Genomic DNA, 19,780 nt, shown 5'->3' with positions numbered 1-19,780 from the left:
AATCAGGGTGAACACGAATGTTCACCCTTCAAGACCGCTTGAGAATATGCGCAGGCTCAGGCCTTCTTTGCCGCAACCAGTTCGTCAATCTTGGCGCAAAGGTTCTTCAGAACGAAATATTCTTCGGTCGGAACCTTGCCTTCATTGACTTCCTGCGTCCACTGTTCCAGCGGAATCTTGATGCCGAAAGCTTTATCGATTGCAAAAACAATGTCGAGGAAGTCGAGGCTGTCGATGCCAAGGTCGTCGATAGTGTGGCTTTCCGGGGTAATGGTGTCACGATCGATTTCACTGGTTTCGGCGATGATGTCGGCGACTTTGTCAAAAGTAGAGGACAAGTTTCGATTCCTTTATTTCTGGCCATGCCATTCAGCACGGATCTGACTATCGGCGCGTACCTACCTGTTTTCCCGGCGAGGGGAAAGCCATGTCAACCAAATGGCCATAGGCACTTTCATGAGTGCCATATAATGCGTTGACCCATGAAAGCGCAACATACAGGAAAGTTCAAATTTTGGAATATTGCCTAATGAGAGATTGTATCTGTATTTGAATGCATTTTACGCCGACAATAATAAATAAAGGCGGCAATCACGATCAGCCCGCAAATGATGAGGGTTTCCAGAAAGCCGTTTTTCAGAACCATGGCGATCAGGCCTGTCACTGCTGTCGCACCGGCTGCCCCTAAGGCATGCAGGTAGGAAAACTGCAGCAGCCTGCAGTCTTTCTTTTCGCTACCTGTTTCCTTCTTGATGCCGGTTTCAGGCGCGGCAATCTGCTGGCCCGTGTTGAACGGGATGATATTGTTTTCGGCAGTTTTTTCTGCTGCACCTTGTGCCATGGCCAGGGCGCGTTTGCGCACCCGTCTGACACGGGCAAGCCTGCTTTTGCCGAATATATGCGCATTGGGCAATGTCTTCAGCCATGCTTCCCGTTCATCGCACAGGGCATTGATGGTGCAGGTCGAAGAATGCGTGGTCAGGGCCATCATGGTCAGCGGGGTTGGCTGTGAGACCGCATCCTGTCCCAACACCTTGTGCAGGGCGCGAATGGCATGTTCGGGGCTTGAATTGACCGCATAGTCAAGCATTGCATAATCAACCCCGACGGGAAGGATGTCGCCATTGATGAGCTCCCAGTAGTTTTTGCGGTAAATTTCGGCCGCAAGCTTTCTGGTGAGGGCCTTTACGTCTCTGACGCTGACCGGGTATCCGCGCCATGCCGACAAAGTATGGATGGTGATACCATATTTGGTGGCGCCAGCCGGATCTTCCGGATTGTCAACAAAGCCGCCTTCTTCCATGAAGACAAGGCTGAGTGCCGCATCGAAATTGGCCTGCATGGTGCAATCCCCGAAATATAAATGAAGTAATTTCTTCAGTATTTCGGAAGATTCTAGTCGCCGGAGAGAGCAGGTAAACTGTTGGTATTCAGAGGTTCTGGGGCTTGAGCTGTGCCAGACAGATACGCATCATCTCTCTCTGGAAGTTTATATCATAAATTTCAGGGAGAGAAATGGTACGCCCAAGGGGAATCGAACCCCTGTCTGCGCCGTGAAAGGGCGCTGTCCTAACCGCTAGACGATGGGCGCCTGCGTTGATGTGTGTGGCTTATATTCATGAAGATTGTGACAGGCAAGCCCTAAAAATCACTTTTCTGAAAAATATTTTGCATGGGGACAAGTTGCAGTCAGGCCGGAAATTGTGCTGCCAATTCAATGAATTGATCGTCGAGACATGCGAACGGCCCCTCAAGGGCTGAAAGATCGCAGCCATCAGCTCCCCTTGCAGCGCCAGTTCCAGTCGCGTTCCGGACCGATATCGATATGGACTGCCGTGGTGTTGCAATATGTGCCAACGCCGCCGCGTCCGGGCATGGAGCGGGCATAGCGCGCAATTTCCCATTTCGAGACGCCATCGATCTGGATATCGGCGGCAGCGCAGATCATGTGCAGCGAACGGCGCGCACCATTGACCTTGCGGTTATAGGCGGGGCTGCGATAGCCGGAGGTGATAAAGACGGGACGCCTGAAATGGCGTTCCATCTGTTTGAGCATGGCAACAAGCTTGGGCTTCAGGCAGGCGACATCGACGGTTTCGCGTCTGACGCGCAAACCATTGGGTAGCAGCCGTCCCAGTCCCGGTGCGGATGCCAACGTTATGCCCGGCATACCGTCATATTCATTCGCATCGATGTCGCTGTCATCATACATGCTGCTGCGATGCTTGATTTCAATGCCGCCATTGGGGCGCACGCCGGGCAGGCTGTAATTATATTCACTGGCGTCGCGCCGGGGGGCGGCGCGCGCAACGGCCGTCTTGCCCTTGGCCAGTTCGGGATCGGAGAACAGGCGGCTGATACTGCCTTTCCTGCCGTCTGGCCGCTGCGGGGCAAAGGCGTTGGCGATGCCGGCAGAATCGGCAAGGCTTGCAAGCTGAACCGGTTTTTCCTGTTTGTTGTCGGTTTTGTTTTCGACCGTCTCGACCGGCACTTCCCTGCGCGCCCTATCGGTTGATTCGGGCTTCTTGCTGTTGTCGGCAGTCTCAGTGCCGTCGGCACTGGTGACCTTTTCGGCCGGCTTTTCCTCATCGGGCTTGCTGGAAAACAGGCTGAACAGCGATTTTGCCTGTTTTGGTTTTGCTTCCGCGACGGCCACCTGTTCGGTTGCGACTTCGCCTTTCGCACCATCCTGTGCTGCTGTTGCGGGCATTTCCGCCTGATTGGTCTGAGGCTTGCCGGTTTCGGCCGCCTGAACGGCCGGTGCTGATTGCTGTTCTGCAGGCTGTGTGGTTTCCTGCGCGGCGGTTGCATGCTGGGCAGTGACCTGATCGGCTGCGCTTTGCAATGTGTCGGTCAGGACAGAACCGCTCGACGGTGTATTGATGGCAAGGGGCTTTCCATCCGGACCGTTGCCTGTTGCCGTGCAGGCGGCAATAGCCAGTGTGAGGAGTGCTGCACTCCCCATGAGCAGATGGCGATTTATCCTGCGCGTTGAATGGTTTGCTTTCAACGGTTCACTCCAGCTTGCGCTTTCCTGCCTGTCTGCATGTCTTGTTGTCAGCATCAGGCAATCCTGCGACGTCCAGAGGAAGGTTTCGCAAAAACGAATCCAGCCCCAGATGGTTGAGTGTGATCGAAATGTTAAGTGACGATCACAATTTCCACCATCAATGCATCCTTGTTGAAGGATGTTTACACCTCAAAAACAATAAAACCGGCGAGATTTTTATTATTCTGTAGCTTGTAACGCAACCTTTGAAGGTGACAAGCCGACTGTAATTTATATCTGACTGGCTTGATTTGGCGCTTAACTGTTTGTTAAGGGCTGCAATCATTCGTAATAATTGATGTGTCAGGCAGGTTTTTGCATAAGCTTGTCGGCTGAAACGAACTCCCTTGTTGACATCCCATGTCGACTTGATGCTATCCCTGCTTGAGATCTATCAGGCTGTTGCAAGACCTGAAGAAGGCACGAACACCGGGAAATATGGACATGGCAAAGCGCGCGCTCGGAAAAACCACCTCTGTACTGGCGGTCATGGCGGCGATGGCGCTTGCCGCCTGTGCTCCCAGCAAGGAATTTCGCGCGCCGCCTCAGGAAGGGGCAAAGCGCACGGACACCTATCCGACCTTTGGCCGCATGCCGAAGGCTGCCACGCAACAGTTTACCCCAGCCGAACAAACGGCACTGACCCGTGGTCTTGATGGCGATCGCACGCGTCTCAAGGTGACAAAGAATGCCGGTGCAGGCCTGAGTGCCGCCGAAGCGGCAGCCATCCGCAAGAAGACCCTGGCGGAAACCGATGCGACGCTGAAGGAAATCGAAGCTGGTTCTGACGCTGAATAAGCACGAAACAGCATGAAGTCAGGCTTCAGTTGCGTCTTAAATCTCGACCCGATTCGAGAAGACGTGTATAGCTCCCCCGGCGGCACATGGATGCCGTTACCACCAACCCTTAACTGGATACGAATATGTCGGAAGAATTCCATAAAGTCCGTCGTTTGCCCCCTTATGTCTTTGAACAGGTCAACCGCCTGAAGGCATCGGCGCGAGCGGCAGGCGCCGACATTATCGATCTGGGCATGGGCAATCCTGACCTGCCGACCCCGCAGAATATTGTCGACAAGTTGTGCGAGGCCGTCCAGGATCCGCGCACCCACCGCTATTCCGCTTCCAAGGGCATTCCGGGACTGCGTCGCGCGCAGGCACAATATTATGCGCGCCGTTTTGGCGTGAAGCTCAATCCCGATACGCAGGTCATTGCCACGCTGGGCTCTAAGGAGGGTTTCGCCAATATGGCGCAGGCCATTACCGCGCCGGGCGATGTCGTGCTCTGTCCGGACCCGACCTATCCGATTCACTCTTTCGGCTTCATCATGTCGGGTGGTGTGATTCGTTCGATCCCGGCCAGGCCGGATGAACATTTCATCACGGCGCTGGAACGCGGGGTGAAACATTCGATCCCGAAGCCGATAGCGGTCATTCTCAATTTCCCGTCCAATCCGACCGCCTATGTGGCGACGCTGGATTTTTACAAGGACGTGGTCGATTTTGCGCGCAAGCACGATCTGATCATCCTGTCGGATCTGGCCTATTCGGAAATCTATTTCGACGACAATCCGCCGCCATCGGTGCTGGAGGTTCCGGGTGCAATCGATGTGACGGTTGAATTCACCTCCATGTCGAAGACCTTCTCCATGCCGGGCTGGCGCATGGGCTTTGCCGTCGGCAATGAGCGGTTGATTGCGGCCCTGACGCGCGTGAAATCCTATCTTGATTATGGTGCCTTCACGCCAATCCAGGTTGCCGCAACTGCAGCGCTGAATGGTGATGGCTCGGACATTGCCTATGTCCGCAATGTCTACAAGCAGCGTCGTGACGTGCTGGTCGAGAGCTTTGGCCGCGCTGGCTGGGATGTTCCGCCGCCGGCGGCAACCATGTTTGCCTGGGTGCCGATCCCGGAACGCTTCCGTCATCTCGGTTCGCTGAAATTCTCCAAGCTGCTCATAGAAATGGCCGATGTCGCCGTTGCGCCGGGCATTGGTTTTGGTGAGCATGGTGATGACTATGTTCGTATCGCGCTGGTCGAGAATGAACATCGCATTCGTCAGGCTGCCCGCAACATCAAGCGGTTCCTCGCTACCAGGGACGAGAAGCTGCACAATGTGATTGCGCTGGAAAGCCGCCGTTGATTTCAAGCCTTGAACCGGGAGAAAAAGCCTTCCGGTTCATCCCCTCCAACTCATTTCAATCAAAAGGTCGATACTATGAGTGAAGCATTGCGGATCGGTGTTGCCGGACTTGGCACCGTGGGCGCGTCTGCGCTGCGTATCCTGCGGGATAAGGCCGAAATGCTCACTCGTCAGTGTGGGCGGCCGCTCACCGTCACCGCCGTCAGCGCGCGTGATCGCAATCGCGACCGCGGCGTGGATCTGTCTGGCGTCGAATGGTTCGACAATCCGGTTGATCTGGCAAAATCAGACCTGATTGATGTCTTTGTCGAACTGATTGGCGGGGAGGACGGCCCGGCCAAGGCTTCCGTGGAAGCTGCCTTGCGCGCTGGTCGCCATGTTGTCACCGCCAACAAGGCGCTGCTTGCGCGTCATGGCGTGGCACTGGCAAAGATTGCCGAAGAAAAGGGTGTGCTGCTCAATTTTGAAGCCGCCGTTGCCGGGGGTATTCCGGTCATCAAGGCAATGCGTGAATCGCTGTCGGGCAATTCGGTGTCGCGCGTTTATGGCATCATGAACGGCACCTGCAATTATATTCTCACCCGCATGTGGGAAGAGGGCATTTCGTTTGAGGACTGCCTCAAGGATGCGCAGCGTCTGGGCTATGCCGAGGCAGATCCGACCTTCGATATTGAAGGCAATGATACGGCCCACAAGCTTGCGCTGCTGACGAGCCTTGCCTTCGGCACGCAGATCTCTGTGGATGATGTCTATATGGAAGGCATCAGCAATATTTCGCTGGCCGATATTCGTGCCGCCGATGAGCTGGGCTACCGCATCAAGCTTCTGGGTGTGGCGCAGAAAACGGAAACCGGCATCGAACAACGCGTGCATCCGACCATGGTGCCAACTTCATCGGTGATTGCGCAGGTCCATGGCGTCACCAATGCGGTTGCGATTGAAACCGATCTGTTGGGCGAATTGCTGTTGTCCGGCCCCGGTGCCGGCGGCAATGCCACGGCATCGGCTGTGATCGGTGACCTTGCCGATATTGCGAAAAGCCGTCCGGGCTTCCAGCATGGACCGGTCTTTGGTACGCCTGCCAAGGCCTTGCAGCCCTATCAGCGCGCCAAGATGCGCAAACATGCCGGCGGCTATTTCATCCGCCTGACCGTGCATGACCGCATTGGCGCCTTTGCTGCTATTGCCAGGCGCATGGCCGAGAATGACATTTCGCTGGAATCAATCGTCCAGCGTCCGCCAATGGATCAGACCTCGGGCGAGGGCATGAAGACGGTCATTCTCGTCACCCATGAGACGACGGAAGCTGCCGTCAAGAAGGCCCTGGATGCGATGCTGAAGGATGATCATCTGGTCGACAAGCCGCAGATGATCCGCATCGAGCGGGCAGGCTGACCCTTCTGCCTGTTCAGTTCAGCAATTGACGGCGCCGGCTTGATTGCCGGCGCCTTTTTCTTCCGCCTGTGCTGTCGTTTTTCCCTCCGGTCACACGAAGAGCATCGCGTGAAACGAAGCGTGTTTTTCTTAAATCGATTAAGTGTTTGACCTCACGATGTTTTTTCCGTCGAGGCCCTTGCAGCCTTGCGGGGACTTTGCCAAAAGGGTCGCACAATGTTGGCAAGTGATACAACTTGTTGGCACTATAGGCATGTTTCGGGCGCGTTGCGCGCCATGTTCAACACAATCGAATTTAGGACTTGTTCAAATGGCCAAGACGGCAGAACAACAACTTCATGGACTGGACCGCATTCTGACGCTGGAGCTCGTCCGTGTGGCCGAGCGCGCGGCAGTTGCTGCGGCGCGTCTGCGTGGACGTGGTGATGAAATGGCTGCCGATCAGGCGGCTGTCGACGCAATGCGTCAGGAACTCAATCGCCTTCCCATTGCCGGAACGGTTGTGATCGGCGAAGGTGAACGCGACGAAGCGCCAATGCTCTATATTGGCGAGGAAGTTGGCACCGGACAGGGCCCGCAGGTCGATATCGCGCTCGATCCGCTCGAAGGCACCACCATCTGCGCCAAGAACCAGCCGAATTCGCTGGCAGTGATTGCCATTGCCGAGAAGGGCAACCTGCTTTATGCGCCGGACGTCTACATGGAAAAGATCGCAATCGGCCCGGGCTATCCGAAGGGCATTGTCGATCTGGACGCGACGCCAACCGACAATATCAATGCGCTTGCCAAGGCAAAGGGCGTCAAGCCAAGCGAAATCACGGCCTGCATCATGGATCGTCCGCGCCATGCGCGCCTGATTGAAGAAGTTCGTGCAACGGGCGCAGCCATCCGCCTGATTGGCGACGGCGACGTTGCTGGCGTCATGCACACCACCAATCCGGATGAAACCGGCATTGACATCTATCTCGGTATTGGTGGCGCGCCGGAAGGTGTGCTGGCTGCTGCCGCGCTGCGCTGTATTGGCGGCCAGATGCAGGGCCGTCTTCAGCTCAACACGGAAGAAAAGATCGCACGCGCTGCCAAGATGGGCATCGCCGATCCGAACAAGGTCTACCAGCTGGAAGAAATGGCCAAGGGCGATGTGCTCTTTGCCGCAACCGGCGTGACCGATGGCAATCTGCTGTCCGGCGTGAAATTTGCCCGTGACTATATCCAGACCCATACGATCGTGATGCGTTCAAGCTCGCAGACCATCCGCGAGATCAAGGCCAAGCATCAGGATCTTTCGAAGTTCTGATCATCATCCAGAATTTCTGGTCGAAGGCGGCATTGCAAAGATGCCGCCTTTTGTCTTTAAAAGGGTATGAACTCAGAACGTCTTTTCCTCGGAATCCGTCATTCAGCAACCGGCCAGAAATGGGTGGACAGGCTTGACATGCGCGAGGCCAATACGGCGCTTGCCATTGCCCAGCATCACGGCATTTCTGATCTGGTGGCACGTGTTTTGGCCGGGCGCGGCGTGGGCGTTGCGCAAGCGCCTGAATTCATTGATCCATCGCTGCGCAATCTGATGCCTGATCCGGCCAGCCTGACCGATATGGACAAGGCGGCAGAACGTATCGCCGATGCGATCGAGCGGCGCGAGACGGTCGCCATTTTTGGCGATTATGACGTGGATGGCGCCTGTTCCTCCGCCCTGATGGCACGTTTTCTGAAAGCCCATGGCATTGCCCATTCGATCTATATTCCAGACCGTATCTTTGAAGGTTATGGTCCCAATCCGGAGGCCATGCGCGAGCTTGCCGGCAAGGGCGCTACGCTGATTGTCACAGTTGACTGCGGCACCAACAGTGCGCCATCGATCATGGCGGCGCGTGCGGCAGGGGCTGATGTCGTCGTGCTCGACCATCATCAGGTCGGCGGGGCCTTGCCGGAAGATGCGGTTGCAATCGTCAATCCCAACCGCGAAGACGATCTTTCCATGCAGGGCCACCTCTGTGCCGCAGGCGTTGTCTTTTTGACACTGGTGCAGGTGACAAAGGTCTTGCGTGCGCGCGGCAGGACTGCTGGACCAGATCTTCTGTCCATGCTTGATCTGGTGGCGCTGGCAACAATCTGCGATGTGGTGCCGCTCAAGGGGGTCAATCGGGCCTTTGTCGTCAAGGGCACATTGGTTGCCCGTTCGCAGAGCAATGTCGGCCTTGCTGCACTTGCGCGGGTTGCGCGCATTGGCGAGCCGCTCAACACCTTTCATTTTGGCTATATGCTTGGCCCGCGTATCAATGCCGGTGGACGCATCGGCGATGCCGGCCTTGGCGCGCGGCTTCTGACGCTGGATGACCCGGCCATGGCTGACCGGATCGCGGCAGAGCTTGATCGGCTCAACCAGGAACGTCAGGCCATGGAAGCGGAAATGCTGATGGAGGCGGAAGCCGAAGCCGCCCTTGAAATTTCTGGCGGAGAGGGGGCTTCAGTCATTGTCACGGCTAGCGAGCGCTGGCATCCGGGCATTGTTGGCCTTCTTGCTTCGCGGCTGAAGGAAAAGGCGCGTCGTCCGGCCTTTGCCATCGCATTCAATGCCAATGGTGTTGGCTCCGGTTCCGGGCGTTCCATTGCCGGAATCGATCTGGGACGTCTGGTACGTGGTGCGATGGAAAAGGGGCTGCTGGTCAAGGGCGGTGGCCATGCCATGGCCGCAGGCATTACCATTGAACGCTCGAAGCTTGGCGATTTGCGCGCCTATTTCGAGGAAGAAACCAGGGCAGCCGTTGCCAGATTGCGCGAAAACCAGAGCCTTGCCATTGATGGTGCATTGGCGGCTTCAGGTGCCACGGTCTCGCTTTATGAAACGCTGCAAAAGGCCGGGCCCTATGGCCCCGGCCATCCGCAGCCGGTGCTTGCCTTGCCGCATCATGTGCTGGCCGATGTGCGCGGCGTGGGGCGCGATCACGTGCGTGTGGCGCTGCGTGGCGCCGATGGCAAGCGTGTCAATGCCATTGCTTTCCGCGTGGCGGAAGGGGATCTCGGCCGCTTTCTGTTCAACAATATCGGCCAGAGCGTGCATGTTGCCGGGACACTCAGCCTCAATCACTGGAATGGTTCGGTGATGCCGCAAATCCAGATCATTGATGCGGCAAAACCGGTGTAAGGCGATGGATTTTTTTGCCTTTGCGCCTTGAGCGCACAGGCAGTGCATTCCTATATAGACACCATTGACGATCAAGAAATGCTGACAGGAGAATTGTATGCTGCGTTTCGCAGGACGACTGACCAAAATCACAATGGCAATCGCTCTGGTCGTGGTCGCGTCATTGGCCTCGGTTGATTATGCTGATGCGCGCCGTGCAGGGGGTATGGGTTTTGGTAGCCGTGGTGCACGGACATGGCAGGCGCCAGCGCCAACACGCACCGCGCCAAACAATGCCGCCCCCATTGAACGCTCCATGACGCCGAAACCTGATGCAACGCAGGCAAGCCGTCCTGCCGCCGGTGCTGCTGCCAATACGGCAAAGCTCGGTTTCCTCAATGGTTTTGGCCGCTCCATGCTGGGTGGTCTGCTGGTCGGCGGCCTGATCGGCATGTTGCTTGGCCATGGCTTTGGTGGTCTGGCTGGCATGTTCGGCATGGTGCTGCAGATTGCGCTGATTGCATTGGCAGCCATGTTCATCATGCGCATGTTTGCCAATCGTCGTCAGCCTGCAGGAGCGGCTGCCGCAATGGGCGGCAATACAGCCGCATCGTCGGTTTTCGGTGGCGCACAGATGGCACAGAAGGGCACAAGCCCGCAGCCCGGCTTTGGCGGACGTACCCCTTCGGTCAATCCCTTTGACGCCAGGGGTGCAGCATCCGTGGTTGAAGAGGTTGATATTGATGTCGAACAGGCCGACCTCGACCGTTTTGAGGAAATGCTGGGCGAGATCCAGAGTGCCTATGGCCGGGAAGACTATGCTGCGCTGCGCAGGCTCTGCACGCCGGAAGCCATGTCCTATCTTGCCGAAGAGCTTGGCGAGCTGGCCTCCAGCGGCAAGCGCAATGAGGTGAAGGATGTAAAGCTGCTTCAGGGCGATGTCTCGGAAGCCTGGCGCGAAGGTGATACCGAATATGCGACCGTTGCCATGCGTTATTCGGCCATCGATGTCATGCGCGATCGCAATACGGGGGCCGTCCTTGAGGGAGACCCCGATCATCCTTCCGAAAGCACGGAGCTTTGGACATTCACCCGCAAGCGCGGTGGCAACTGGTTGCTTGCCGCAATTCAGGGAACCGAATAATTTCACGAACAAGCCCGGCCGATTGGCCGGGCCTTTTCTTACCAGCTGCCGATATTTTCAGCCGAAGCCCATGGCTCCCTTGGCGGCAGGGGATCGCCCTTCTGGATGAGTTCGATGGAAATGCCGTCGGGCGATCTGATGAAGGCCATGTGGCCATCGCGCGGCGGACGGTTGATGGTGACACCGCTTTTCTGCAGCTTTTCGCACAGCGCATAGATGTCATCGACGAGATAGGCCAGATGGCCGAAATTGCGTCCGCCCGTATAATCCTCCGGGTCCCAGTTATAGGTCAGTTCCAGTTCCGGGGCACGTGCAGCTTTGGCACGCGCGCTATCTTCAGGGGCCGCGAGAAAGACAAGAGTAAAGCGGCCTTTTTCATAATCCTTGCGGCGAATCTCTTCGAGACCCAGCTTGTTTACATAGAAATCCAGTGATTCTTCCAGATCACGGACGCGAACCATGGTGTGTAGATAGCGCATGCTTATTCCTCTTGTATTTTCAAATCATATTGCCAGTGTGTCACCGGATGCTGGAAAAAAGCATATTAAATACGCGCAATAATAGCCATATACATGCAAATGCTGTGGCCTGACGGGCGCAGATAAAAGTTTAGGCTTGCCGCATCCTGTTAAGGAAGTGTTATTCTTTACGCCAGAATCGGGCCATGGATTAGGCCAGAATCAGGTTGAAGGCAACGCCGGCGGAGCCCATGGCAAGGCTGGCCTAAACAGAGGAGAGGTGAACGCATGGCGATCAAATCTGCGTCAAACGACCAGTGTCGCAGCCAGTACACCTCGGAGGGACTGGGCGATATTCTGGAAGCATCCGGCTATATCAAATGGTTTGATGTCGCAAAGGGATATGGTTTCGTGGTTCCGGATCAGCCGGGTCTGACCGATATTCTGCTTCATGTCACGACCTTGCGGCGCGATGGCTTCCAGACTGCGCTTGAAGGCGCACGCATTGTCTGCGAGGCAAGGCAGGGGGATCGCGGTCTGCAATGTATCCGTGTCCTGTCGATGGACACGTCGACAGCCGTGCATCCGTCCGAACTGCCGCCACAGCGCACCCATGTGGTCGTCACGCCATCGAGCGGTCTGGAGCGGGTGATCGTCAAGTGGTTCAACCGCACAAAGGGCTTTGGTTTCCTGACCCGTGGCGAAGGCACGGAAGACATCTTCATCCACATGGAAACACTGCGCCGTTTTGGCATGATGGAACTGCGCCCCGGACAGGTTGTACTGATCCGCTATGGCGCGGGTGAAAAGGGGCTGATGGCCGCCGAAATTCACCCGGATATCGGCACGGTCATGCCGGTCTCGCATTGACTGGCAGCTTCTAACCGGTCATTTCAAGAATCTGCATGGCTGCGAACATGTTCGCCGCATTTTGTTGATTTGCATTCTGCCTGACGCTTGCATACTGCAATAAGCCTTGAGATACGCCGAAAGCTGCAGGCAGGACAGGGCAGGCAGACCGGCAATTCGGATGGCGTCCTGTTTCAGGCGCAGTATGGATGGCACCCATGGGCAGGATCATAATTGCATTTCTTGGCGTCTTGTTTGCTTGTGCAGCCTCTGCGCGGATGCCGGAACCGATGCTCCTGCCGGTTGACCGTGAGCCGCTTGTTCTTGTCAGCCGTGACGGCAGCAGGACGCCATTTGACGTGGAAATTGCGGATACGAATGAAACACGCATGCGCGGCCTGATGTTTCGTACCGATTTTCCGCAAAATCGTGCCATGCTGTTCGTGATGGGCATAAGCCGTCCGATCATGATGTGGATGCAAAATACGCCATTGCCGCTCGACATGGTGTTTCTGGATGCCAAGGGCAATATCACGGCCATTCATGAAAACGCGGTGCCATTTTCCGAAGCGATCATATCTTCCGGTGGGCCGGCGGCTTTTGTCGTGGAACTCAATGCTGGAACCGCCAGAAAAATTGGCTTAAGCGTTGGTGGCAAGGCGCTGCATCGTGTTATCTGCGGTGCCTGTGCTGCGAAATGAAAAGACTGCAAAGGGTAAGTGCGTTGGGTGCGTTCGATATCGAGTATTTTGACCACGATGGCTTTCGTCTGGCTTATCGCCAGGATGGCGCGGGTGATCCGGTCCTGCTCATTCATGGTTTTGCATCGTCAAGCCTTGTAAACTGGGTTTCGCCGGGCTGGTTCCGCGTCCTGACCGAGGCTGGCTATCGCGTCATTGCCATCGACAATCGTGGCCATGGCCTGTCGACCAAGAGTCATGACCGTGACGATTATACGCCAAGCCAGATGGCCGGCGACGCCGCAGCCCTGCTTGATCATCTTGGCATCGAAAAGGCCTATGTCATGGGCTATTCCATGGGCGCACGCATTTCTGCCTTCCTTGCGCTGGAACATTCTGAGCGCGTGCACAGCCTTGTTTTTGGCGGGCTTGGCATTGGCATGGTGACAGGAGCAGGCGACTGGGAACCGATCGAGGCGGCCTTGCTTGCCGATGATCCGGCGACCATTACCCATCCGCGTGGCCAGATGTTCCGCAAATTTGCCGATCAGACCAAGAGTGACCGGCTTGCCCTGGCTGCATGTGTGATGACATCAAAGGAACTGGTGCCAGCCGCCGCCATTGCACGCATCATGCAGCCGGTTCTGGTTGCCGTGGGGACGACCGATGACATTGCCGGGGATGCGCAGGAACTGGCGGATCTGTTGCCCAATGGCCGCGCGCTGGAAATTCCCGGGCGTGACCACATGCTTGCAGTTGGCGACAAGGTCTATAAAAAGGGTGTTCTTGAATTTCTGGCGGAAAATCCGCTTTGATGACAACAAACCGGCAAGCATGAATTCCGAGTGTCAAGGCTTGCCATTTTCGGTTATGTTGTGAACCAAATATCGCCGTTCCGTTCCGGCCTGCCTTATGGCAACAGCATGCAGCGGTGAAAGCTATGGAGTTTGACAATGTCCGTTCGCAAGACGGCGCCAGCAAATACAGCATTGGGGCAGGTTGACCCAATCTGGCATGCAATACGCGCGGAAGCAAATGAAGCGGCCGAACGGGATCCCGTTCTCGCCTCATTCATCTATACGACGATTCTCAATCAGCCATCGCTTGAAGAAGCAGTGATTCACCGCATTTCCGAACGCCTCGGCCATGCGGATGTGAGCGCTGAAATTCTGCGTCAGGCCTTTGCCGAAATGGCTGGCGCACGTCCGGAATGGTCGCAGGAACTGCGCGTGGACATTCAGGCGGTCTATGATCGTGATCCGGCCTATAGCCGTTTCATGGATCCGGTGCTTTATCTGAAAGGCTTCCACGCCATTCAGACGCATCGCCTTGCACATTGGCTCTATCATAATGGCCGGCGCGACTTTGCCTATTATCTGCAGAGCCGTTCATCCTCTGTCTTCCAGACGGATATTCACCCGGCGGCCAAATTCGGCAGCGGCCTGTTCTTTGATCATGCAACCGGCGTGGTCATTGGCGAGACGGCGGTGATTGAGGACAATGTCTCCATTCTGCACGGTGTCACACTGGGCGGCACGGGCAAATCCAGTGGCGACCGTCATCCGAAGATCCGCTATGGCGTGCTGATTGGCGCAGGTGCCAAGATTCTCGGCAATATCGAGGTCGGCCATTGCTCAAAGATCGCGGCTGGTTCTGTCGTCCTGAAGCCGGTGCCCAATAATGTCACGGTTGCAGGCGTTCCGGCCAAGATCATTGGCGAGACGGGCTGTGCTGAACCGGCTCGCGTCATGGACCAGCTTCTCGGCGAAGGTATCTGAAACTGGTCCGCGCAGAAAGCAGCAGCACTTTCTGCGCTGATCTGGATTTTGCCAGACGGTTTCCTATATCTGTGTACACCGTGTTGTGCAGAAAAAGCCTGGCCGGCGGGGTTTACTTCGCACATTGCCGGGTGCAATACACCGGAACCGAACGCAGCAGCGAAAGCATCAGGCTTTCCAGCCGAAGCGCGGCAAATCAGTAATGAAAGCGGCTATCTCGATGAGCGAGAAAGAGGATTGCTTTCAGGTTATCTATTAGGAGAATCCGGTTGAAACCCGAAGAAATCAAGAAGCTGGATGCTTATTTCAAACGGACTTTCAATAATCCGAACCTGCAGGTCAAGGCGCGTCCGCGCAAGAATGATTCGGCAGAACTTTATCTGAATGATGAGTTTCTGGGGCTGATCTACAAGGACGAGGATGAAGGGGAACTGTCCTACAATTTCTCGATGGCGATCCTCGACGTGGATCTGTAAGCCGACCAAGCGAGACAGACAGATGCCCTTTTCGCGATGGCGAAGAGGGCATTTTCTTTTGGCTTTGCACAAAGCGGATCCAGTCGCATAAACTGCACCTGACTGAATCGGTGGGCGCGGAGGAAGACATGCCAATCTACAGCTATAATGGTCACAAGCCGCAATTTGCGGATCAGGCAAGCAACTGGATTGCCCCGGATGCCGTGCTGATCGGCAAACTTGTGATCGGAGAGAATGTCAGCTTCTGGTATGGCTCGGTCCTGCGTGGCGACAATGAACCCATCACCATCGGTCGCAACAGCAATGTGCAGGAACATTGCGTCATGCATACCGATATGGGCTTTCCCCTCACCATCGGCGAGGGTTGCACCATTGGACACAAGGCCATGCTGCATGGCTGCATTATCGGCGATAATACGCTGATCGGCATGGGCGCGATCATTCTCAATGGTGCCAGGATCGGCAGGAATTCGATCGTCGGCGCCGGCGCGCTGGTGACAGAAGGCAAGGAATTTCCGGACAATTCGCTGATTGTGGGCACACCGGCACGCCTTGTACGTGAGCTGGATGAGGCGACATTCAAAAAATTACGCGCCTCGGCAGATCATTATGTCGAAAAGGGCAAGATCTTCATGCGCGGCGTGGAGCCGGTCTGACGGCAAGCTGAATCACATTTTCAACAAAAGGCCTTATCCATTTGATTCGATTCGGGATGAGGCTTTTTTTTCAACTGTTCTTTCTGGCTGAATTCCCGCAGGATCAGGCCTTGCCGCCAGTGATGATGCGCAGCCTCGGTCGTTCAACCGGCTCGCGCGCAAGGGCTGTGGCCGTGTTCTGGCGGGGCGCGCGGCGGGTAAACTTGACGCTTGGCACCGCTTTTACAGGTTTTGCCGGATTGAGAAGCAGATCCGGTGCAAGCGGCTCAATGGCCTGCAGGTGATTGACCACGACCGGATCAAAGGCAGCCCCTGCCTGCTGGTCGAGCGCGACGAGACAGCCGAGAAGGCAGATCTGTCCATCATTCTTGGTAAGCGGCGCAAGCAGGAGTTCCAGACTGACACAGCGCGATGACACGGTGATGCCCTGATGCATGCTCAGGGCAGGAATGCCAAGACGATTGACCGTGTCGATCATCTCATTGAGGGCAGGGCGGTCACGATCTGGCCAGAGGGATGACAGGGGGCTTGCGCGTAATTCGCGCCCATAAAGCGTGCAGATCCTGGTGCCGGCAATGCGGAAGGTGGTTCCGGCGCTGTCTGTGACGGATTCGACGATGAAGAGATCAGCCAGATGACGGCCAAGTTTTCTTGGCTCAATGGATGCACGGGCTGGAACCGCAAAACCACCCTGTCCGGCGTTGAACGCCAGACGTTGCCATTCGTTGAAAATCGCAATCGTGCTCGGATGTTTCATGATCAGCCGTTTCGCCTGCCAGATCGGGCAGTCCGTCTTTCCGGCCTATTAAGATATCATTAAGGGCGCTGATTCCAGTGTCAGCCGTACCAGTTCCACCACGCTTTGAAATTAAGGTTAATATCCGTTAACCGTTGACAGGCGCAGAATGATTCAAGGTAACAGAAATTTTGCGTAAGATTATGAAAATAAATCATTTTTGTGATTGCTTCGGTTTCTGTCATGAACACGGCGCACATGCGGGACAAGGCGGACAAATTGTCAGCAGACTTTATTTGTAACCATTCGCGCCCTAGTCTTGGAAACTGGCCGAACCGAATGGCTGACATGTGATCGGGTTAATTGAGGACTCCCCATGAATGGAACACAACCGGGTTCACCCTACAGGACAGGCAATCAGGGGGGCAGAGAGCCGGTCTTTAACATACCCAGTGTGATTCTGGTCCTGATCGGGCTTTGCGTCGCCGTCTATGTCTATCAGACCCGTATCGCGACGCCGGATGCCGATTTCCGTTTCATCGCCAATTTTGCAATCATCCCGGCGCGCTTTACCCTAGCTGGTGGTTTTACCGATCCGGCAACACTGTTCACGCTCATCAGCTATTCCTTCATGCATGGCGGTATTGCGCATATTGTCGTCAACATGATCTGGCTTGCCGCCTTCGGTTCGCCTCTGGCTGGCCGAATCGGTGCGGGACGCATTGTCATTTTCTGGATTCTGACAGCGGTTGTTGCTGGTCTGACGCATATCATCATCTATCCCGATAGCACGACGCCACTTGTCGGGGCGTCGGGCGCAATTTCCGGCATGATGGGCGCTGCGGCGCGTTTCGGTTTTCGCCGCGTGGAATTTGGCCGGCGTTCGGAATTTGCCGGCCCCGTCCTGCCGGTCAGTCTGACGCTGCGCCTGCGCACCGTTCTCGTCTTTGTCGGCCTTTGGTTCATCATCAATATCGCCACCGGTCTCTATTCAGAAGGTCAGGATTATTCCTCCATTGCCTGGCAGGCGCATATTGGCGGCTTCGTTGCCGGCTTCTTCGGCATATCCTTGCTTGATCGCCCGCGCAGTTATGATGCCGTACTGCTGCGACGCTGAGCAGGACATGCCTCCGGCAGGTGCCAGAAGTGCGGGGTGATTGCGCCCTTGCATTGTGGGCAATCAAGGCGCACCATCCGGAATGCAGCGGGGAGCTGCATGGACGCGGTTCGTAAACGAACCGGCGCTTTTCGGAGGAGTAGGGAATGACGGTAAGATCGATTCTCGAAGCCAAGGGCAGGGATGTCGTTGTGATCGCCCCGACCGATACGCTCAGTCAGGCCGTAGCGGTCTTGAACCAGCATCGAATCGGCGCATTGGTCGTATGTGATGATTCGCGACGCATCCTCGGTATTCTTTCCGAACGTGATGTTGTCGGCGCGCTGGGTATGAAAAAGGCCGAGGCTCTCAATCTCCCTGTTTCGGAAGTCATGACCAGAAAGGTGCAGGTCTGTCACGAGCGCCATACGATCAATCAGGTCATGGAAATCATGACCCGAAACCGATTCCGCCACATGCCAGTTGAGGAAAATGGCAAATTGGTCGGAATCATTTCGATCGGTGACGTGGTCAAACGGCGCATCGAAGATGTCGAGCGCGAAGCCGAGGAAATCAGGACCTATATTGCCACTGCGTGATTCGCGGGCCGAATCAGCCACGATTGCGCAAATAGCGCTCTGCCGCATAAAGCGAAATCGCGGCTGCATTCGAGACATTGAGCGACTTGATGGCGCCCGGCATGTCGAGCCGGGCAAGAGCTGTCACGGTTTCGCGGGTTTTTTGCCGCAATCCCTTACCTTCAGCGCCAAGAACAAGCGCAATGCGGTCGCTGGCAAGGGTTGCTTCCATTTCGAGCGGGCCTTCCGAATCAAGTCCGATGGTCTGGAAGCCGAGCGCGTGCAATTCCTGGATTGCCTCGGCCAGATTGCGCACTTCAATATGCGAAATCATTTCCAGCGCGCCTGAGGCGGATTTGGCCAGAACGCCGGTTTCCTGCGGGCTGTGTCGGCTGGTGGTAATCAGCGCACCTGCGCCAAATGCAACCGCCGAGCGCATGATCGCGCCGACATTATGCGGATCAGTGACCTGATCGAGCACAAGAAGAAGCGGACTATCCTTCAGTTCGGAAAGACGTTTCGCGCGCAAGGGCAGGGCTTCGATCATGACGCCCTGATGTACGGCATCCGAGCCGGTTTCCCTGTCGATTGCGCGTGGCTCAACGATTTCAACCGGGAAAGGCAACTGATCGATTTCGCCTATTTCAAGCCGTCCAAAGGCATTGCGCGTGGCAAGCATGCGCAGGATCCTGCGCTCCGGGTTTTCAACCGCCGCGCGAACCGTATGCAGCCCGTAAAGGCGCACAGTGCCTTCAGGGACAGTGCTGCCGGCGATAGCCGGACGCTGTGGCCGGCGCGGTGCCTTGCCTTCGGCCGCGGCCTTCTGGTCGCGATGCTGGCGGCGCAGGCGCGCATAATGGGTATCTTTGGCGGAACGTGGTGAATTCTGATCAGTCATAGGCAGCTTATAGCGCCATAGCGCGCTGGAAGATAGATTCGCTTCAGCGAATTTGTTTGTGCGTCATCCATGAAGCTACAGGGCAGAACACGCAGAAAAATACAGGCAAGGCGCCCTGGTCGGATCCGGTTTTCCCTGAAACTTTTCGCAAGCTGTGGACAGATAACCATTCTTTTCTATTTTACCCTGTTGACAGCGAAAGCGCATATCGTCATAAGGCCATCGCGGAACGACGACTGAGCCGGACGGTTCACTCGGAACACCGCGAAAATGCCTAGTCGCTCGACTCTGCTGATAGTGATATCCGGAGGGATGCCCGAGTGGTTAAAGGGGACGGACTGTAAATCCGTTGGCTATGCCTACGTTGGTTCAAATCCAACTCCCTCCACCACTGTCGGATCAGGGTCTTGAGTGTGCGGGTATAGCTCAATGGTAGAGCAGCAGCCTTCCAAGCTGAATACGCGGGTTCGATTCCCGCTACCCGCTCCAATTACCGCGAGCGGATAGGCGTGTAAGGACAATTTGACGGACGGTTCGCCGTTCCGTTTCTGGACATTACAGCCAGTTCGGAAGGTTCGGACTGGCGCGCAGGCGGTTCTAGTAGACGAGAGAAGAACGGCGATGGCAAAGAGCAAGTTTGAACGTACCAAACCCCACGTCAACATTGGCACGATTGGCCACGTTGACCATGGCAAGACCTCGCTGACCGCAGCGAT

21 protein-coding genes and 3 tRNA genes are annotated in these 19,780 nt (G+C 56.0%); 17 read left to right on the top strand and 7 right to left on the bottom strand.

The annotated features are described in order from the left end of the window. Positions 1–56: 56 nt before the first annotated feature. From ACFO1V_RS12295 to ACFO1V_RS12280, 4 genes are all read right to left on the bottom strand, one after another. The gene (locus ACFO1V_RS12295; protein ID WP_078338469.1) at positions 57–338 is read right to left on the bottom strand and encodes an acyl carrier protein; all 282 of its coding nucleotides are present in this window, start codon (positions 336–338) and stop codon (positions 57–59) included. 188 nt (positions 339–526) lie between these two features. Next, a complete protein-coding gene (locus ACFO1V_RS12290) occupies positions 527–1,342 on the bottom strand; it encodes a glycoside hydrolase family 108 protein (RefSeq protein ID WP_374830486.1) in 816 nt (271 codons plus the stop codon). 174 nt (positions 1,343–1,516) lie between these two features. After that, positions 1,517–1,591, bottom strand: a tRNA-Glu gene (locus ACFO1V_RS12285). A 183-nt stretch (positions 1,592–1,774) separates the two neighbouring features. Next, positions 1,775–3,010 carry a D-Ala-D-Ala carboxypeptidase family metallohydrolase gene (locus ACFO1V_RS12280; protein ID WP_374830558.1) on the bottom strand — a complete coding sequence of 412 codons (1,236 nt, stop codon included), beginning with the start codon at positions 3,008–3,010 and terminating at the stop codon, positions 1,775–1,777. Positions 3,011–3,493: 483 nt separating this feature from the next. Between ACFO1V_RS12280 and ACFO1V_RS12275 the strand changes: the two genes are divergently transcribed. The 6 genes from ACFO1V_RS12275 (at position 3,494) to ACFO1V_RS12250 (ending at position 10,859) form a co-directional block, all read left to right on the top strand. After that, the gene (locus ACFO1V_RS12275) at positions 3,494–3,847 is read left to right on the top strand and encodes a hypothetical protein (RefSeq protein WP_374830484.1); all 354 of its coding nucleotides are present in this window, start codon (positions 3,494–3,496) and stop codon (positions 3,845–3,847) included. A gap of 125 nt (positions 3,848–3,972) precedes the next feature. Continuing rightward, positions 3,973–5,193 (top strand): LL-diaminopimelate aminotransferase, encoded by a 1,221-nt coding sequence (locus tag ACFO1V_RS12270; RefSeq protein ID WP_374830482.1) that lies wholly within the window; start codon positions 3,973–3,975, stop codon positions 5,191–5,193. A gap of 75 nt (positions 5,194–5,268) precedes the next feature. After that, positions 5,269–6,588, top strand: coding sequence for a homoserine dehydrogenase (locus ACFO1V_RS12265; RefSeq protein WP_374830480.1), 1,320 nt, complete (start codon positions 5,269–5,271; stop codon positions 6,586–6,588). 310 nt (positions 6,589–6,898) lie between these two features. Further along, positions 6,899–7,885 carry a class II fructose-bisphosphatase gene (gene glpX / locus ACFO1V_RS12260; RefSeq protein ID WP_374830478.1) on the top strand — a complete coding sequence of 329 codons (987 nt, stop codon included), beginning with the start codon at positions 6,899–6,901 and terminating at the stop codon, positions 7,883–7,885. Positions 7,886–7,951: 66 nt separating this feature from the next. Further along, positions 7,952–9,736, top strand: coding sequence for a single-stranded-DNA-specific exonuclease RecJ (gene recJ, locus ACFO1V_RS12255; protein WP_374830476.1), 1,785 nt, complete (start codon positions 7,952–7,954; stop codon positions 9,734–9,736). Positions 9,737–9,833: 97 nt separating this feature from the next. After that, positions 9,834–10,859: a Tim44 domain-containing protein gene (locus ACFO1V_RS12250; protein ID WP_374830474.1), complete on the top strand. Its 1,026-nt coding sequence runs from the start codon at positions 9,834–9,836 to the stop codon at positions 10,857–10,859. A 38-nt stretch (positions 10,860–10,897) separates the two neighbouring features. Here ACFO1V_RS12250 and gloA read toward each other — a convergent pair whose 3' ends face one another. Continuing rightward, positions 10,898–11,338, bottom strand: a complete 441-nt coding sequence (gene gloA, locus ACFO1V_RS12245; RefSeq protein ID WP_374830472.1) for a lactoylglutathione lyase — start codon at positions 11,336–11,338, stop codon at positions 10,898–10,900. Between the two features lie 267 nt (positions 11,339–11,605). Here gloA and ACFO1V_RS12240 point away from each other — a divergent pair, with 267 nt between their 5' ends. From ACFO1V_RS12240 to ACFO1V_RS12215, 6 genes are all read left to right on the top strand, one after another. After that, the gene (locus tag ACFO1V_RS12240; RefSeq protein WP_374830470.1) at positions 11,606–12,187 is read left to right on the top strand and encodes a cold-shock protein; all 582 of its coding nucleotides are present in this window, start codon (positions 11,606–11,608) and stop codon (positions 12,185–12,187) included. Between the two features lie 197 nt (positions 12,188–12,384). After that, entirely contained in the window at positions 12,385–12,867 is a 483-nt protein-coding gene (locus ACFO1V_RS12235; protein WP_374830468.1) for a DUF192 domain-containing protein, read from the top strand. Between the two features lie 23 nt (positions 12,868–12,890). Then, the gene (locus ACFO1V_RS12230) at positions 12,891–13,661 is read left to right on the top strand and encodes an alpha/beta fold hydrolase (RefSeq protein ID WP_374830466.1); all 771 of its coding nucleotides are present in this window, start codon (positions 12,891–12,893) and stop codon (positions 13,659–13,661) included. Positions 13,662–13,799: 138 nt separating this feature from the next. Continuing rightward, the gene (cysE, locus tag ACFO1V_RS12225) at positions 13,800–14,624 is read left to right on the top strand and encodes a serine O-acetyltransferase (RefSeq protein WP_374830464.1); all 825 of its coding nucleotides are present in this window, start codon (positions 13,800–13,802) and stop codon (positions 14,622–14,624) included. A 269-nt stretch (positions 14,625–14,893) separates the two neighbouring features. Beyond that, positions 14,894–15,100 carry a DUF3126 family protein gene (locus ACFO1V_RS12220; protein ID WP_374830462.1) on the top strand — a complete coding sequence of 69 codons (207 nt, stop codon included), beginning with the start codon at positions 14,894–14,896 and terminating at the stop codon, positions 15,098–15,100. Positions 15,101–15,228: 128 nt separating this feature from the next. Continuing rightward, positions 15,229–15,756: a gamma carbonic anhydrase family protein gene (locus ACFO1V_RS12215; RefSeq protein ID WP_374830460.1), complete on the top strand. Its 528-nt coding sequence runs from the start codon at positions 15,229–15,231 to the stop codon at positions 15,754–15,756. 103 nt (positions 15,757–15,859) lie between these two features. On the opposite strand, the gene ACFO1V_RS12210 is transcribed toward ACFO1V_RS12215, so the two are convergent. Continuing rightward, positions 15,860–16,513 carry a PAS domain-containing protein gene (locus ACFO1V_RS12210; RefSeq protein WP_374830458.1) on the bottom strand — a complete coding sequence of 218 codons (654 nt, stop codon included), beginning with the start codon at positions 16,511–16,513 and terminating at the stop codon, positions 15,860–15,862. Between the two features lie 355 nt (positions 16,514–16,868). Between ACFO1V_RS12210 and ACFO1V_RS12205 the strand changes: the two genes are divergently transcribed. After that, complete coding sequence (locus ACFO1V_RS12205; protein ID WP_374830456.1) at positions 16,869–17,609, top strand: rhomboid family intramembrane serine protease; 741 nt, start codon at positions 16,869–16,871, stop codon at positions 17,607–17,609. Positions 17,610–17,755: 146 nt separating this feature from the next. Continuing rightward, a complete protein-coding gene (locus ACFO1V_RS12200) occupies positions 17,756–18,187 on the top strand; it encodes a CBS domain-containing protein (protein ID WP_374830454.1) in 432 nt (143 codons plus the stop codon). 13 nt (positions 18,188–18,200) lie between these two features. Here ACFO1V_RS12200 and ACFO1V_RS12195 read toward each other — a convergent pair whose 3' ends face one another. Next, the gene (locus ACFO1V_RS12195; protein ID WP_374830452.1) at positions 18,201–19,064 is read right to left on the bottom strand and encodes a TrmH family RNA methyltransferase; all 864 of its coding nucleotides are present in this window, start codon (positions 19,062–19,064) and stop codon (positions 18,201–18,203) included. Positions 19,065–19,370: 306 nt separating this feature from the next. Between ACFO1V_RS12195 and ACFO1V_RS12190 the strand changes: the two genes are divergently transcribed. The 3 genes from ACFO1V_RS12190 to ACFO1V_RS12180 form a co-directional block, all read left to right on the top strand. Next, positions 19,371–19,455 (top strand) — tRNA-Tyr (locus tag ACFO1V_RS12190). A 24-nt stretch (positions 19,456–19,479) separates the two neighbouring features. Next, positions 19,480–19,553: transfer RNA gene (locus ACFO1V_RS12185), tRNA-Gly, on the top strand. 132 nt (positions 19,554–19,685) lie between these two features. Continuing rightward, positions 19,686–19,780, top strand: a 95-nt coding sequence (locus ACFO1V_RS12180) for a GTP-binding protein (protein WP_002972655.1), incomplete at its 3' end; no start/stop codon positions are given.

Origin of the sequence: Daeguia caeni (assembly GCF_042653845.1) — a bacterium.
In the GTDB taxonomy this organism is placed as follows: domain Bacteria; phylum Pseudomonadota; class Alphaproteobacteria; order Rhizobiales; family Rhizobiaceae; genus Brucella; species Brucella caeni.
Note: the sequence above shows the minus strand (reverse complement) of the source record. Positions and strands in the feature narration are given on the sequence as shown.